Raw genomic sequence first — 15489 nt, 5'->3', positions numbered from 1 at the left:
TTTTATTTGTTTTATTTATCATTGCCGGAATTTTTACAATTATCAATGTCATTTTGAAATCTCTCTTAGTTTTTATTAGGAAATAAGATGCGTTTCCCCTACCTACACCCTCGACCTTAAATTTTACCAGCAGGTGATATTACCTTGGATATTTACTGATGAATTCTACTCAATTCCAGGGATGATTAATGCGATCGTCAATCTGGCAATTAACTACCCATTTTCTCTCACTCCTCATGGACTCTATCATCAAAGCCGCGCTATCTTGGGCGGCGATACTAGCCAACGCCTCAAAGATATTCGCTGTCCAACCCTAATTTTAGTAGGGAAACAAGATATTCTCACCCCAGTAAAATTTTCTGAGCAATTAGCCCAAGGTATACCCAACGCCGAACTGATTGTTCTGGAACGTGGTGGACATGGTTTCTTGATTGAGACACCAGAAACTGTAACTTCAGCAATGCTGAGGTTTCTCTCTGATCTTCCGAAAACTAGGAAGCCTTTGATGTAGTAATACAACAGAAATACATTAGAAGCTAAACCTAGCATTTATGAAATCTGTTCCCCTCACCTTAGCTATTATCATTGGTGCGCTTACTATCAGCCAGAGTGCCTATGCTAACCAAAAAAATGCTCCGACTACTGCAAGCACTCCAGGCGATAGGTCTGCGGTTTTAGCTACTAAACCAGTAACATTACTTGGTAAATGGGGTTATAGTATCAACCAAGATAATAATTTTCCCACAACTGCCAATTCAATTACCCTAGAGCAGAATAAAGGATGTAACAATCTTAATCCCTTTGAGATTCTCAAAAATCCAAATATTTTATTTACGCCTTGTCAACAGCCATCAACTAGAACAACTGCTCAACTTTCTGAACCAATTGAATATTTAAAAGTACCGCCTCTAGACTCTGGCATTAAGGTAACTGTTTCTAAGTTCTGATGAATAATTCTGATAAATATATACCATGTTTCGTTAAATGGGTATCTGTAAATAGTAGCAATATTCAACAACAAGTAAAGAAAAAATATCTTTATATATAGGGTGGGCAATTCTCACCTTATATGATTTTCTGTGGTAATTTCCCAATGTCACCTGGGCGATCGCTAGAGAATTCGTCTAACTTAGTGGCTCCCCTACCCATATTTCAAAAATTCAATATAAATCCTATATTTATGACTTTAGTCATACTTAAAGCTTACACAATATATAAATTAACTGCTAACTTAATAATAGTTAACAAAGCTGATAATCAAAAATCATTGAGATAAAAGCTGCTAACTAAATTTTATTAGTCGTGCATTAATTCTGTGTTGTATGTGTAGATTAATTGGCTATCTTGGTGACAACATTCGCTTGCATGAATTATTGTATCAACAAGAACATTCTCTTTATCAACAAAGTTATCAACCTTTGGAATTAAAGTCCGGTGTAGTGTGTGCAGACGGTGTTGGTGTTGGCTGGTACGATGAAGCAAGAAAGTCATTTATTTACCGTAACACTATCCCATTGTGGAACGATCCAAATCTAGAAGAATTAAGCCAATATGTACAGTCTAATTGTACTTTGGGCTATGCCCGACTAGCGGGAATAGGCGAATCACTTGACATTAGTAACTGTCAACCATTTCGTAGTGGAAAGCTGTTGTTTGTTCACAATGGCGAAATTGCCAACTTTAAACAGACACTCTATAGACCAATACGCGATCGCCTTTCTGATTCCACATACCATTTAATTAAAGGTATGACTGATTCTGAACATATCTTCGCTCTATTGGTAGATATATTGCAGTCATCTCCAGAGAGTCATCTTTTGTCAGCCTTACAGGAAACGGTACAAGAATTAACTGATTTAGCACAAAAATACGATACCACCTTGAGCACCAATATCATTGTTACTGATGGTCAAGCAGTTGCGGCAATTCGCTATGCTTATAATACAGAAGCACCGACTCTTTACTGGTCTTGTGACAGTGTGAATAACCAAAGCCTGACTATCGCCTCGGAACCTTTATCCAGCAATAACTGGGTAGCTTTTGCCGAACAAAGTACTTTATGGGTTGAAGCCGAGTCATTAGTGCCAAAAATTAGCCTTTGGTAACAATACTGTAGGCGTATCATGCTCAAATCCTCAATAGCGTTGACAGTTGACGGTTGACTGAGAAGAAAGTTTTTTCATCCGTTCTGGTGTAAGCAATTCAGGACGGCTACTTATTTTGGCTTAATTGTCATAGCACAAGCAAAAAAGTGAAAAAAACAAATCACAGTAAGCCAAGAGTAAAATTTAAATCCAGTGTATATGGTGAGATTTTTATTACATAGTGATAAATATTGCGTCTTATCTAGTTACTAGCTTTTGATACAGGAGAATTAATCAGCATTTCTTTGTATTAAAACTGACTTAGTATTACTTCGGTAAAAAAATACTTCTTGAATTCTTTACTTGTCATTTAAAAAAGACACAAAAAAATGTCTTGTTTTTACGAGTGACTAGGAGAGAATGAAAAGTATCTTAAAAAGCATGAAGATATGACTGACCGAAGGCGTTCTGAAAATTACAAGCAGGTTAGTGGTTATATCCCACTGGAACTAGCTTTAGAATTCAAAAGCATCTGTGCGCGCTTGGGAATATCTCAAGGCGATGCGGTAGAAGAGATGATTCAGGATTGGATTGGCAAAACTACAGGTTCTGGTGGTAAAAATACACCCAAACAAGCACCAGAAACAATTGCCGATTTAGTCAGACTGAACATAATCAAACTGAAAAGTTGTGGCATTAAGAACTTACAAGCATTAGCTGAAGGAGAAGTGCTACCTACACCAGGAGATTTTGCAATCATCACTTCGGTTTTAGGTATTCCAGAACAAGAAAGGATGAAGATTTGGCAAGGAACGTATAAACCGTCCGTGTATCCAGATCCTAGGGGTGTAAAAGTATATAGAGTTTCTGAAGGTGTCAAAACAGATGAGTGTGAGTATTCTGAAAATCCTTAACTTACCAGGTTGGAACTATAAAATGTCCTATGAAGGATTATCCATTTTGGCTCCAACTAAACGCGATGCTACACAACTAGCTCAAAACTACGGGGATGCCCTCAGTGAGACTGCGTTAAAAATTAACGGAAAAGTACGGATTAAATGGCGTGGCTGTAAGCAACCTATCGAGTTTTTCGCATGGATGGCTAGCCAGCAACCACCCGCAGCTTCCGAAACTGCCGAACGTATATTACAGAATGGAGGTAAAGTATTTTGTAGCCAACTGCATCTTCCTGATGAGTTGTTATATCGGATGGTGGCTGCTGCGGATAATGAACTTCCTGTCAGCATTGTCAGACAAGATACTCGTAAACAAATCATTGTAAATCAGCCGATGATTGAGATGCTGCAAACTCCTCCAGAGGTTGCAACTCAAAGGGTAATGACACAATTCTGGCTACCAGAAGATTTACATGAATTGGAAAAGCGCTTACACCGTCATCAGGAATTTACTTGGACTTATTCAGCCGGACTCAATGAACAAGCGTGGGCAATTTTGACCACTCAATTTGAAACCTTTGAGGCTGAAGGAATTTGGTATCGCCAAGGAACTTGTTTGTCGTCTCCGCAACTGGTACCAATTCCACCAGGCGTGTTTGAATCTGCTTAATTTAACTATTTAATTCCTTCCAGAACTCCACAGTTATCAGGTGCTTCCTTTTTTAAGGAGATTTTTTCATGAAGACAGATGGCACACTTCGACACTTCGAGTGAGTCTCAGTGCATCGCTGCGCTCAGTGTCCAGATGGTAGAAGGAAAGAGAGTTAGAGTTAAGTTTGCTTTTTGATCTGTAAGGAAGTAGCTTGTTTTAATCCCTTTGCGGGGAAAATTTTGTGTAAACTGCCAAACATATCAGAGTTACAAGAGTGCGATCGCTAAAGCCGATTCTGCTACTTATTTCAATCCCCTTCAGGGGTAAGATATGTTTGAAACAGGGAAGTTTCAATAAATCGTTGTTTTGACTTTTATAGTTGCATTTAATCCTGGTTTATAAATGCCTTGAATCCAGGTTTGAGCGATTTAGATTAGTATTGTATTCCGCTACAAATAGCTTGTTTCCATAATAAATAGACGAACGTGATTGATTTCAAACTTGCCTTGTTTAAAGCTTAAAAATTAAGGGCATACAGTTAGCTGTACGCCCTTGTATCAGTCTTACATATTCATCCTAAATACAACAGATTTCTACACCAATACAATGTCAGTATTAGTTGAGAAGCCAGTTGGCTTGTTCTCGAGAATAGCGAACTGAGTACCTTGGAAGGATAACCCACCAGAAGAACTGTCATAGTGGAACTGGGAAAGGGAACTAGCACCAAATCCAATTTTGCTGATCTCAATTTTGTCTGATAAGTTTGGTTGCGACCAGTTTTTCTGGAAATCTTTGATGATATCAATGCCTTCAGCTACGTAGTTGAAGACGAATTTATCAGCACCACTACCACCAAACAGTACATCAGCACCGTAACCACCTACAATATAATCGTTGCCAGTACCACCAGAGAGGGTATCTTTGCCTGCACCACCACGTAACCAGTCATTACCAGCATCACCGTAGAGGCTGTCGTTGCCAGAACCACCAGTTAGGGTGTCATGACCATCATTGCCATAACCGCGCAAAGCTGTTTGTGTACCGCTACCATCAAGCCAATCATTACCTGCAGCACCTGTGAACTCTACTAAATTCACACCAGTGCCGGCAAGGCTATTGACATCTAAGATGTCATCGCCACCTAAACCGTTAATTTGGAATTTCTCTGCTGAGTCTACGGTTAAAGTGAATGGTACCAAGTTGAGGCGGTCAAAAACGGCTTGTCCTTGGTCATTGCGTTGTAAGCGGAAGTTATCACCAACGCCTGCACCATTGACTTGAACTGTGTCATAGCCTGTTTCGCCGCTGATTCTATCGGAACCGTCGCCGTTGTTCCAAATTAGCAAGTCGTTACCTGCACCACCAAGGAATCTGTCTGCACCACGATTGCCGACTATGGTATCGTTACCATCACCACCGTAGAGGTTGTCGTTACCGTCACCGCCGCGTAATAGGTCATTCCCCTTATCGCCGTAGAGAGTATCATGAGCAGAACCACCAGTCAGGGTGTCATGACCATCATTACCATAACCGCGCAAAGCTGTCTCTGTACCACTACCATCAAGCCAATCATTACCTGCACCACCTGTGAACTCTACTAAATTCACACCAGTGCCGGCAAGGCTATTGACATCTAAGATGTCATCGCCACCTAAACCGTTAATTTGGAATTTCTCTGCTGAGTCTACGGTTAAAGTGAATGGTACCAAGTTGAGGCGGTCAAAAACGGCTTGTCCTTGGTCATTGCGTTGTAAGCGGAAGTTATCACCAACGCCTGCACCATTGACTTGAACTGTGTCATAGCCTGTTTCGCCGCTGATTCTATCGGAACCGTCGCCGTTGTTCCAAATTAGCAAGTCGTTACCTGCACCACCAAGGAATCTGTCTGCACCGCGATTACCGACTATGGTATCGTTACCATCGCCACCGGATAAATAATCGTTACCGTCACCGCCGAGCAATGTGTCTTTACCTGCATCACCATAGAGGCTGTCGTTACCAGCGCCACCATCTAGAATATCGTTACCTGCCAATCCAGAGATTTTATCGTCACCATCAGTGCCAGTGAGAACAGGGTAGAATGTTCCGTTTTGAGTAGTGCCGTTGTCGTTGTAAATAGTACCGTTTTTAGTAGCCATAAAAGTTTCTCAATAGAATGTAATGTTGTAATTAATGTGTTTGTTGCACAAAGTTGAGTTGATTACTTGATACCAAGCGTTCTTTGCGCAGTTGTTATTATTTAGAATCTCCTATATCTTCAAAAAGATAAATGTGGATAATTTAAGGAGTTTTTTTGCTAAATTTTGGTGGTAAAAATCTGAGGTAAGGTTAGGTAAGGAAAGGTAAGGATCTAAAGAAAGGGGACAAGGGAGATAACAGAAAAAGATCATCAATGCCCCATGCCCCATGCCCTATGCCCATTCAATTACAACAATCTATTAGCGGTTCTGAAGTAATGTTATTTAAGCCGACGGATTGTAAGATTTTCGCCCAATTATTTTGTTTGGGTTCTTGGCGGTGAAGTTCTGCTGAAGCATTCAGGTAATCGAACCAAATACCGTTAGTACCATAAATAGCGGCGCGTTGCTTGAGTGTTGCTTTATTTAACTGATTTTTCGCAGATGCGTTGAGTTCTACTCTTTTGATCCAACCATCAACATAAACAGGTGGTTGTTTAGGATCGCAGTAAATATCTAAATACCAGTGATAACGCTTGCCAATTTCTAGGGAGTAATCTGTTGATGGCACAGACAGCTTAATAATTCCTGGTTTTCCTGATAGTGACACTGGTTTTTTGTATACAGTTTCTCCAGCTTCATTCTGTAAACTGAACTCTGCATTAGCTGTGGTTACATATGGAACGTAAAACCAGAAGGTGGGATGGGAAAGAGTTGTTAATCCAAAGACTACTTGTGGATTTGCAGAACCATAAACCGGAACTAAAGCTGTAAGCTGCTTTTCTTCGCCTGTAGCAAGCTGTTCTGTCATCACTGAGCAACCGCGTTTTCCGCCGGCTGTGCGATTACCGGGTGCGCCAAGTCCTGGTGGTGGTGGGGGTGCGTTAAATATTTCTGTTGGGGGGATTTGCGATTTTACCGGTTTTGTTGGTACTAGGGTGCAGCAAAGTGATAATAAAGCGATCGCACAAGCTATTTTACCTGTTTTGTAAAGAGCGTTGACGGTTGACTGTTGACGGTTGACGGCGGCGCACTGCGATGTCCTGAGCTTGTCGAAGGGAGCTTGTCGAAGTGTTGACGGTTGATTCTTAAGAGAGATTTTCATGGCAAGATTTGTGTGATTTTCTCGTGAATCGCTGATTTGTCAAGATTCTTAATTAAGTCAGAATTAATCTATGTTTTCTTTTAAATAATCACCATCAGGAGATATGTTTGCGCAATTATTTCTGTCTTCGTATTGGGCTAATTTAAGCATTACTACTAATACGCTAGTGCCTGTCAATACCAAATTTAGGGCAGCAGGAATTAGCGGTATCCAAATCCCTTTTAATAACATAATCATGCTGATTGCTGAAATAACGACAATTACAACAATTCCGGCTAATCCTAAAACTAGGTAATTACGAATACGCAACGCGATAATTGCGCCTAAAATAGACCAGGAAAAAATCCATAAAATTTCGCCCCAAATCGGCCAAACCCCTAATAGAGTTCGCCCATCTAAGACTGCACTGAGAATTTGACTCGCCATTTGTGCATGAATAATTACACCAGGAATTTCTTGCTTTTGCTGTGTGGTGTAAGGTGTGGGGAAATAATCACCAGCACTTTGAGCAGTAATACCGATAAGGATGATGCGATTTTTGACTTTATGGGGAGCGATCGCACCTTGAAGCGCATCTTTCAGGGTAATTTGCTCTATCGCTTTTAAGGGAGAACCAGAGGAACGGTAATTTAGTAAGATTTGATAGCCTTTATCATCTAATTGCTGATACCCACCCATGCGCGATCGCAAACGTTTAAATATCACTTTACCAATCTGCAATTCCTGATTTTTGGTGTAATTTGCAGAGATACCCTCAGCTTTTAAATAACGAAATACCAATTGCATACTAATACTGTAGGGTGTAGTACAAGGGGATGATTTGCTAGGTTGTATTACAATTAACTGGCGGCGGAGGATACTATCTGTGTCTTGGGTAAAATCGCTAAAGCCTTGACGTTTTACAGGAGTTTCCGGCGGTGCTGCAATACCTGGTTCGTTAATCTCCGGTTCACTCGCTCGACAAATCGTAAAAAATTTATCACTGCGCCGTATCCAATCACCTAAAGGTGCTTCTTGGGAATCAACAGGGAAATCTCGGTAAATATCTAAACCAATGGCGCGTGGTTGCAATTTTTCGAGTTTTTCCACCAATAAAGCCATTGCGCGATCGCCTAGGGAGCCTTTTCTGTCTTGCTGTTCTGGTAGCTTAAAATCATTTTCTGCGATCGCTATGACTAACAGCCGAGAATCTACTTGTTCTTGAGGACGCAAGCGCATTATTTGATCGAAAGCTTTTAACTCCGCACCCTGTAATAATCCTAGATGGCGCACGCCTAATACTAAAGCGGTGACAATCGCAGGTAAAATTAACACAGTTTGCAATTGGCGCTTGCTGGATAAAGTTTGCAGCGGTTTATCGTCTGGTTTTAAGCTAAATAAAGCTTTATTTAGCCAATTTTCATTAAAAACAGCAGCATAAATCCGGTTATAAATCCTTAAACAACTCTGCTGCTTGACTACCAATCCTGATAGGCGTAATTCCATTTGCTCAGGGCTGTTATTGGCTGTGATTTGTCCTCTGTGTAAAATTTGCTGATAAAGTTTGAGTAACTTATAAATGTGCTGTTGATTTTTCCAGCTATCATTACCATCACTGCGGCGATAAACTAAGCGATCGCGAATTGTTCTTAAATGCTGCGGTTCATCTTGAGATTCCCAGTTGTTAATGATTTGCGATCGCACCAGTTTCGCAACATAATCTGCTTCATTATCTAGGGGAATCATCCCAGGAGATGCAATCGCTAATTGACACAGCTTTTGCGTCAAAAAAGGTTGACCGCCAGTCCAAGCTAAAATTTCTTGTAAAATCCTCTCAGGACTAGCAAATTTACCCGCTAATCCCTTAACTAATGGTTGTGCTTCCGAAAATTGAAAACCGTTGAGTTCAATTGCGCGTCCAATATTAAAAGGTGTGCGGTGTTTATCTTGAATTAAATCGTAGGGGGTAGTTACCCCTAACAAAGCAAAAGTCAGGCGTTGGTAAGCAGGATGATCGGCGCGTTTGTTATAACAAGCGCGAATCAAAGCTAAAAAATCATCTTTAAAGCTGATTTGGAGAATGCTATCGATTTCGTCTACAAAAATCACAATATTTTGCGCAACTTCCACCAACAGCACCGACTCGATAAATTCACTTAAGCACTCTATTGGTGAAAGTCCAGTGCGATCGCTCCACCAATTTAATACTTTAAATTTCGGAATAAAACTCCGCGCCAGTCGCCGCAACACCCCTAAATACCACTCAGATTGAGTAATATCCTGACTGCCGATAGCTGTAATATCTATCACACCACAAGCCACACCTTCTGCTTGCAACTTGCGCATTGTTTGCACGCGCAGACTAGACTTACCCATCTGGCGCGAATTAAACACATAACAAAATTCCCCAGCCTTCAGCGCTGCATAAAAATCCCGATCCGCTTGGCGCTGCACATAACTGGGAGCATCAATTTGTAAACTCCCACCAACTTGATATTTATAAGCTGAGTTTTCTGGATTGGGCATAGGGCATAGGGCATTGGGCATTGGTATTTTATATCCCCCTTGTCCTCCTTGTCCCCCTTCTCCTTCTCCCTGCACCCCTGCCTACTCTGCCCCTAACTAACTGAGTCGATTCTGAAAATACTGGCGGTACAAGTCGCAACTTGGTATGACTTTATTTTCATGAGAATATACTACCAAACCCATACTATGCAATTTAAAGGCTGATTCTGAATCTAGTTCCATTGGTAACGAACTGTTAACAACTTGGTTAAAGGCTGTGGCTAAATTGGGATGGGGTTCAAGATTGCATAAATGCGATCGCAAATGATCGCTATAAATTCCTGCTTCTGTTGGGGCTGTTTGTAACAATTGTTCCAGGGTAATGTCTTGCTGTTGCAGGTGATAAAGGGCTAGCCTGACTAAATAAGGATGTCCGCCTACCATTTCCATCAGTTTTGTCACTTGGGCATCCGTCCAATTTAGCCTCTGATGCCGCTCAACTAAAATTTTTACCTGTTCAGGAGTAAATTCTGGTAATTCCACGCTCAAGCCGACGTTAAACGGCGATTGATTGATATTTAAGGGGATATATACTTCCTTAGAATGTACCAAAACTAAGCGGAGTTTTTGCCAGAGTTCGCTACTGCGATCGCCATATTTAGCATACTCATACCAAGCGCGTAACAAGCTAAAAAAGTCTTCGGCTATGTCGCGATGGGGAAAAATGCGATCGACACCATCTAAACTAATAACTAAGGGGCTATCAATTTCTTCTAACAAACATTCTTCAAAATAAGCGGTGGCTTTATCTTTACTGCCATAAATACTCCAATAATCATCTAATTGCTGCAATCGCTTTAATTTCCGTCCCACGCTTTCACAAAACCAGCGTAAAAATATATCTAAGTTGGTAAAAACTGCTTTATCTGCTAAATGAAAGCTTAAAGATACTGTTTGATAGCCGTGCTTTCTCGCTTCATCTAACATCCTCGCCATCAGGGAAGTTTTGCCCATCTGTCCCGGTGCTTTGATGCGAACTAAAGCCCCTGGTTGGAAAATTTCTTGATAACAACGTTCTTCAATAGGAGGGCGTTCAATATAAAATTTAGAAGCTAAAGGTACTTGCCCTGCTGGAAATTCTAGCTCTGGATTTAATTGGGTTTCTGCATTGCTACTTACAGCTATTAATTCTGGTGCATTGCTGGGAGAATCTAAATAATTTGATGTCGGTTTCTCCACTGTTAACTGTGAAGATAACATTATATCAGATTGTGTAACTATCTCTAACTGCTTTGTTACTGCCCCATTGCGTAAAAGTCTTTGTCGCTCCACTGCTGTTTGAAAATTCTTTTTACTGACCTTCTCGCCAAATGCTTCTGACAACATCTGCCATAGCTTAGGGCCTACGTCATGTTGTAGGTACTCGGTTGTGTAGCCATGAGTTTGGGCAATCTCATCATATTTCTTCCCTTGCCAAGAACTACGAAGTATTGCCACTTCAATATCTTTGAGATGTCTTTTAGTCTGGGCAACAACCGCTGCATCTAAAATTTTGAATGCTGTTTCAAAGTCCATTGCTCAGGGATGAATTACAACTATTTGCTTATTTAGCTACAACTCGAATTTTTAACTTTCCAGATTTTTTCCTCAACCATATTTAAATAGCTGAAATCCAGACGTTACCTATTTTTCCACAGATGAGTCTCCTTAAATATTGTTAATTAACCTTACTTAATATTTTTTAGTCTTTAATCTTCGATAATCAAACTCCTTAAATTATCCACATTTACCTTTTATTGAGCCAGAGCCAATCTAATAATATCCAAACTCCAAAAAAGTTAGAGACATATTTTAAGCAAACTCAAGGAAATAAAACATTATGGCGATTATTAGTGGAAGTATTACCCCAGCCGACGATAAAATTGTTGCTGATGCAGCTAACGATATAATTGACGCTTTAGCTGGTAACGATACTGTTAATGGTGGTGGAGGTAACGACACTCTTATTGGCAATTTTGGCAATGATTCTTTATTAGGGGGATTGGGTAACGATTCCCTTGATGGCGGATTCAACAGAGACACCCTTGATGGTGGCGCGGGTAACGACACTCTCAACGGTGGCGATGATAACGATACCCTTTCTGGTGGAACTGGAAACAATCTTGTCAATGGTGGTGCTGGTAACGATATTCTCATCGCCCAAAACGGACAATCTCCCGGTATAGGTGATGTTGGCGATACCTTAATTGGCGGTGCTGGTAGTGATGAGTTGCGTGTCACCGGAGCAACTAATTATTTCTTGACTAGTAATCAGCTATTTGTGGGTAATTTAGCCCATCAATTTTCTGAGATTGAGAGAGTTAGGTTAACTGGTACTTCTGGTAACGATGTAATTAACGCCTCTCAAGCTTTGTTGACAGACCGAACATTTTTATTTGGTAATGAAGGTAACGATACCATTATTGGTAGTCGCGGTCTTGACCAGATTTACGGTGGTAGCGGTAACGACAGCATCGTCGGTGGTGCAGGATTTAATTTCCTACGCGGTAACGATGGTAATGACACTCTCATAGGCGGGAATGACAATAATAATTTAGAAGGTGGCGCGGGAAATGACTTAGTTCAAGGTGGAACAGGTAGAGATACTTTTGTCGATAGTGCTTTTGATGGAGCAGGTGACGATCGCTACATTGGCGGTGCAGGAGATGATTATCTATTCATAGATGGTGATAATAACTTTGAGCTGTTCTCATTTGTTAATGAGCCAAGTAAAAGCCAACTCAAAGGTGGTAAGTTTGCCATAGGTACAAACCTAGATGACTCAGCCACAGGTACTGATACCCTAGAAGGCATTGAAACCGTGGAAATTCACGGAGGAAATAGCGGCAATCGACTTGATGCTAATCGCGCCAAGCAAGATGTTATTCTTAATGGTCGCGATGGCAATGATGTTCTCATAGGCGGTAGCGGTAACGATATGCTATCCGGTGGATTAGGCAATGATAATCTCGATGGTGGTGCAGGTAACGATCGCTTAGATGGCCATTTTGGCAATGACCGCTTGTCTGGTGGTGTGGGTAATGATACCCTGCTTGGTAGCGGTGGCTTTAATACCGGAGAGATAGATACCTTATCTGGCGGTTCTGCATTAAACGGAGTTCAATCTGTTGATACCTTCTCTATTAATGATTCCTATAAACAAGCCGGTCATGCAATTATCACAGACTTCTCTGTCATCGATGGCGAAAAACTAATTCTGCGCGGTGTAGCTAGCGATTACACGTTTGTGCAGCAAAAGTTTACAACTGGTACTTTAACTAATAACTCATCTACTTTAGATACAGTCATTTTCTATGGTGCGCCTGCTTTCGGTGATGTAATTGCTGTGGCTGAGGATGTGAATTTAACGGCGACAACTCCAGGGATTACATTTATTACCTGATCTTTGCAGTCAACAAAGTAGGGGCACGGCACCGACAATCTTTTGGTACATACGATAATTTTACTGGTGCCGTGCCCCTACAGCTATCACAATTAGGAGAAAATAATGGCATCTGGAATGATGGTTGCAGGTAAATGGATAATTTATGGGGAAGAAGGCAACCAAGATTTACATGATATCCCCACAACATTCCGCGATCGCGTGAGTGCAGATGGATCTAGCGGGTTTAAAGCCGAACCAGGACGCTATCACCTCTATGTTTCTTTAGCTTGTCCTTGGGCGCATCGCACCTTAATTATGCGAGAACTTAAAGGATTGCATAATGTTATCTCAGTTGCTAATGCTGATATGATTATGAGCGATCGCGGGTGGATGTTTTCCCAAACACCAGACTCGGTAAATCATGCTCGATATTTGCAAGAGATTTATCTCAAAGCTCATCCCAGATATACGGGAAGAGTTACAGTCCCGGTGTTGTGGGATCGGCAAACTCAAACCATTGTCAACAACGAATCTCGCGAAATCATGCGCATGTTTGACGTAGATTTTGCTGCTTTCGCAACGCAGAAAATCGACTTATACCCAAGGGATCTGCAACAGCAAATTGATCAAACCATTGATGCAATTCTACCCATCAATGCTGGTGTATATCGTGCTGGTTTTGCGCAGGAGCAAACAGTTTATGAAAATGCTGTAACTGAACTCTTCGAGAATTTGGATCGCTGGGAAATTATTCTCAGTAAGCAACGCTATTTATGTGGCGATCGCCTCACCGAAGCTGATATTTGTCTATTTACAACCCTGTATCGCTTCGATTCAGTCTATTACCTTCTCTTTAAGTGTAATTTGCGGCGAATTATTGACTATCCAAACCTCTGGAATTATCTCAAGAATCTATATCAGCGTCCTGAGTTCAAAGCGACTTGCAATCTCGACTATACCAAAGGTGCGTATTTTATGAGTATGACCGATATTAATCCCAATCGTATTGTACCCAAGGGGCCAATCGTCAATTTTGAGGAACAGCACGATCGCGATCGCTTCGCTAAAGCGTAGTTACAAGTAATTATTTAAATTTTAGGTGCGTTGTTATCTAGCGCAACGCACCATAAGGATTAATTATATTTTTTCCCACCCACTTACTTAACTTTTACAAAATAATATAATTGGTAAAGCTACATATTTTGGCTCAGTAATTAATCATCTAACTTTATCAATAATCAAACTAAAATCTGATAATAGATATTGGCATTTTTTATCTACATATTCATTTTAAAAATTATCTATGGTTACAAATTTACTTCTAAAAACCACTCATAACCTGCTTTTAATTGAGATTTACCATGTTGCTCAATTATGCTGCCATGTGCCATAATTATTCGTTCAAAATTCCAACTAAAAACCTGTTGCATTGAACCTTTAACTTTAGTTTTATCTGTGGTTGCAAATTTCTCTAATAATGATGGACGAAGTTGGTTGTAAGCGCCTAACATTTTAGCTAATAACTTAGTCTTTGGCGGAGATTTTTCATCAAAATGAAATACTATATCCGTGACAATCAAAGTCTGGCTTTTAGCATGAAAAAATACACATTCATTCAGTGCTGAATATCCTTGCAAGTCAAAGGTATTGAATCCTGCTACTAATATATACTCAACTCCATCAATGCGATTAATGCTATTATTGCTAATAATTTTGTCAATTTGTAAATCTGGTCGTTTGCGTTCCAATCCAGAGACTGCCCATAATTTTGCATGGGGATAATAATGCTGGAATTCGGCTACAAATAAATGATGATATAAGTTAGGAACAATAATATAAATTACTTCACCTAATTGATTGAGATAGTTGATATTTGCGTTATCCATCTTAATCGGAGAAATCACCATTAATTGATTGCCACTCAGACGAATTATAGTCATCCTCGTTCCTACTTCCAAGCCAAAATATTTTAGGGGTTGTTCCGCAACCCAAAGGTCAGTATCAATTGCTCTGATCATGATAATTTTTGAGTAAAAATCGCCTCTGGATGATTAAAATTGCTGCACGCTGTAGTAAAAACAAGCCAAACTACCCACTATATAAACTAGCCACGTTCCAAAAAAACCGATCGCTCTACCAGGTGACGGGCCATAAGTCTGTATTAATCCCCAGGCGTGAGCAATCCGAGCAATGATTAATACAGTACCTAGCATCCACAACAGCCCTTTGTCAGCCTGCATCAACTCTAGGGCAATTAGGAACATCAGACCAAGAGGTACGTATTCTGTAAAGTTACCATGCGCTCGGATGGTACGCTGTAATACTCCATCTTCCGTATTATTCGTGATAATAGATTGTTGTGTAATTTTTTCAACAAACTGTGCCCAAGCATTAGGATGCTTGAGATAATTGGGTTGCGAGGCTACCTCTGCTGGCGATGCACCATGCCAAATCCGAGTACGGGTGCGTTCAATTGCGACTCGATAGGATAAACCTAAAGCAAGTAGCCCATGAGAGCCAATAAAAAAGGTGGAAATAGGAATTAAAACCAGCATTGACAATTACTGCTTGCAAAATCTTTATTTTGAAAATACTTGGCTGCAATTGTGGCTGTCTTTTCAATTCTTGCGAAATATCAAAATCTGCTTTTGAGACAATAAGGGTTAA

General features: G+C 40.5%; 12 protein-coding genes and 1 pseudogene. 7 read left to right on the top strand and 6 right to left on the bottom strand.

All coding sequences use genetic code 11. The features are described from left to right. Positions 1-109 precede the first annotated feature (109 nt). From H6G41_RS27615 to H6G41_RS27595, 5 genes and pseudogenes are all read left to right on the top strand, one after another. A pseudogene (locus H6G41_RS27615) lies at positions 110-511 on the top strand (alpha/beta fold hydrolase); the annotation flags it as partial. Positions 512-551: 40 nt separating this feature from the next. Continuing rightward, positions 552-947: a hypothetical protein gene (locus H6G41_RS27610; RefSeq protein ID WP_190750613.1), complete on the top strand. Its 396-nt coding sequence runs from the start codon at positions 552-554 to the stop codon at positions 945-947. A gap of 375 nt (positions 948-1322) precedes the next feature. Further along, entirely contained in the window at positions 1323-2105 is a 783-nt protein-coding gene (gene egtC / locus H6G41_RS27605) for an ergothioneine biosynthesis protein EgtC (protein WP_190750611.1), read from the top strand. Between the two features lie 428 nt (positions 2106-2533). Further along, positions 2534-2998 (top strand): hypothetical protein, encoded by a 465-nt coding sequence (locus H6G41_RS27600; RefSeq protein WP_190750609.1) that lies wholly within the window; start codon positions 2534-2536, stop codon positions 2996-2998. Beyond that, complete coding sequence (locus H6G41_RS27595) at positions 2970-3650, top strand: PAS domain-containing protein (RefSeq protein ID WP_190750607.1); 681 nt, start codon at positions 2970-2972, stop codon at positions 3648-3650. Before H6G41_RS27600 ends, H6G41_RS27595 begins: the two co-directional genes overlap by 29 nt. A gap of 575 nt (positions 3651-4225) precedes the next feature. On the opposite strand, the gene H6G41_RS27590 is transcribed toward H6G41_RS27595, so the two are convergent. The 4 genes from H6G41_RS27590 to H6G41_RS27575 form a co-directional block, all read right to left on the bottom strand. Further along, entirely contained in the window at positions 4226-5770 is a 1545-nt protein-coding gene (locus H6G41_RS27590) for a calcium-binding protein (protein ID WP_190750605.1), read from the bottom strand. A 283-nt stretch (positions 5771-6053) separates the two neighbouring features. Then, positions 6054-6914, bottom strand: a complete 861-nt coding sequence (locus H6G41_RS27585; RefSeq protein ID WP_190750603.1) for a DUF928 domain-containing protein — start codon at positions 6912-6914, stop codon at positions 6054-6056. 63 nt (positions 6915-6977) lie between these two features. Then, positions 6978-9419: a CHASE2 domain-containing protein gene (locus H6G41_RS27580; protein WP_190750600.1), complete on the bottom strand. Its 2442-nt coding sequence runs from the start codon at positions 9417-9419 to the stop codon at positions 6978-6980. A gap of 96 nt (positions 9420-9515) precedes the next feature. Continuing rightward, the gene (locus tag H6G41_RS27575; RefSeq protein WP_190750598.1) at positions 9516-10973 is read right to left on the bottom strand and encodes an AAA-like domain-containing protein; all 1458 of its coding nucleotides are present in this window, start codon (positions 10971-10973) and stop codon (positions 9516-9518) included. Positions 10974-11277: 304 nt separating this feature from the next. Here H6G41_RS27575 and H6G41_RS27570 point away from each other — a divergent pair, with 304 nt between their 5' ends. Further along, a complete protein-coding gene (locus H6G41_RS27570; RefSeq protein ID WP_190750596.1) occupies positions 11278-12840 on the top strand; it encodes a calcium-binding protein in 1563 nt (520 codons plus the stop codon). 105 nt (positions 12841-12945) lie between these two features. Continuing rightward, positions 12946-13896 (top strand): glutathione S-transferase family protein, encoded by a 951-nt coding sequence (locus H6G41_RS27565; protein WP_190750594.1) that lies wholly within the window; start codon positions 12946-12948, stop codon positions 13894-13896. 233 nt (positions 13897-14129) lie between these two features. On the opposite strand, the gene H6G41_RS27560 is transcribed toward H6G41_RS27565, so the two are convergent. Both H6G41_RS27560 and H6G41_RS27555 read right to left on the bottom strand, forming a co-directional pair. Beyond that, complete coding sequence (locus H6G41_RS27560) at positions 14130-14840, bottom strand: DUF4336 domain-containing protein (protein WP_190750592.1); 711 nt, start codon at positions 14838-14840, stop codon at positions 14130-14132. Between the two features lie 33 nt (positions 14841-14873). Beyond that, positions 14874-15377, bottom strand: coding sequence for an MAPEG family protein (locus tag H6G41_RS27555; RefSeq protein WP_190750590.1), 504 nt, complete (start codon positions 15375-15377; stop codon positions 14874-14876). Positions 15378-15489: the final 112 nt, after the last annotated feature.

The sequence above is a fragment of the Tolypothrix sp. FACHB-123 genome (assembly GCF_014697075.1).
Lineage (GTDB): Bacteria > Cyanobacteriota > Cyanobacteriia > Cyanobacteriales > Nostocaceae > Aulosira.
This window is presented reverse-complemented; position numbering and strand designations above follow the sequence as displayed.

What these genes read in the sequence shown, in the direction of transcription:
- H6G41_RS27600 (WP_190750609.1), top strand. Translation starts at nt 2,534, where the DNA reads ATGACTGACCGAAGGCGTTCTGAAAATTACAAGCAGGTTAGTGGTTAT.
- H6G41_RS27590 (WP_190750605.1), bottom strand. Translation starts at nt 5,770, where the DNA reads ATGGCTACTAAAAACGGTACTATTTACAACGACAACGGCACTACTCAA.
- H6G41_RS27570 (WP_190750596.1), top strand. Translation starts at nt 11,278, where the DNA reads ATGGCGATTATTAGTGGAAGTATTACCCCAGCCGACGATAAAATTGTT.
- H6G41_RS27580 (WP_190750600.1), bottom strand. Translation starts at nt 9,419, where the DNA reads ATGCCCAATCCAGAAAACTCAGCTTATAAATATCAAGTTGGTGGGAGT.
- H6G41_RS27595 (WP_190750607.1), top strand. Translation starts at nt 2,970, where the DNA reads ATGAGTGTGAGTATTCTGAAAATCCTTAACTTACCAGGTTGGAACTAT.
- H6G41_RS27565 (WP_190750594.1), top strand. Translation starts at nt 12,946, where the DNA reads ATGGCATCTGGAATGATGGTTGCAGGTAAATGGATAATTTATGGGGAA.
- H6G41_RS27610 (WP_190750613.1), top strand. Translation starts at nt 552, where the DNA reads ATGAAATCTGTTCCCCTCACCTTAGCTATTATCATTGGTGCGCTTACT.
- H6G41_RS27560 (WP_190750592.1), bottom strand. Translation starts at nt 14,840, where the DNA reads ATGATCAGAGCAATTGATACTGACCTTTGGGTTGCGGAACAACCCCTA.
- H6G41_RS27585 (WP_190750603.1), bottom strand. Translation starts at nt 6,914, where the DNA reads ATGAAAATCTCTCTTAAGAATCAACCGTCAACACTTCGACAAGCTCCC.
- egtC (WP_190750611.1), top strand. Translation starts at nt 1,323, where the DNA reads ATGTGTAGATTAATTGGCTATCTTGGTGACAACATTCGCTTGCATGAA.
- H6G41_RS27555 (WP_190750590.1), bottom strand. Translation starts at nt 15,377, where the DNA reads ATGCTGGTTTTAATTCCTATTTCCACCTTTTTTATTGGCTCTCATGGG.
- H6G41_RS27575 (WP_190750598.1), bottom strand. Translation starts at nt 10,973, where the DNA reads ATGGACTTTGAAACAGCATTCAAAATTTTAGATGCAGCGGTTGTTGCC.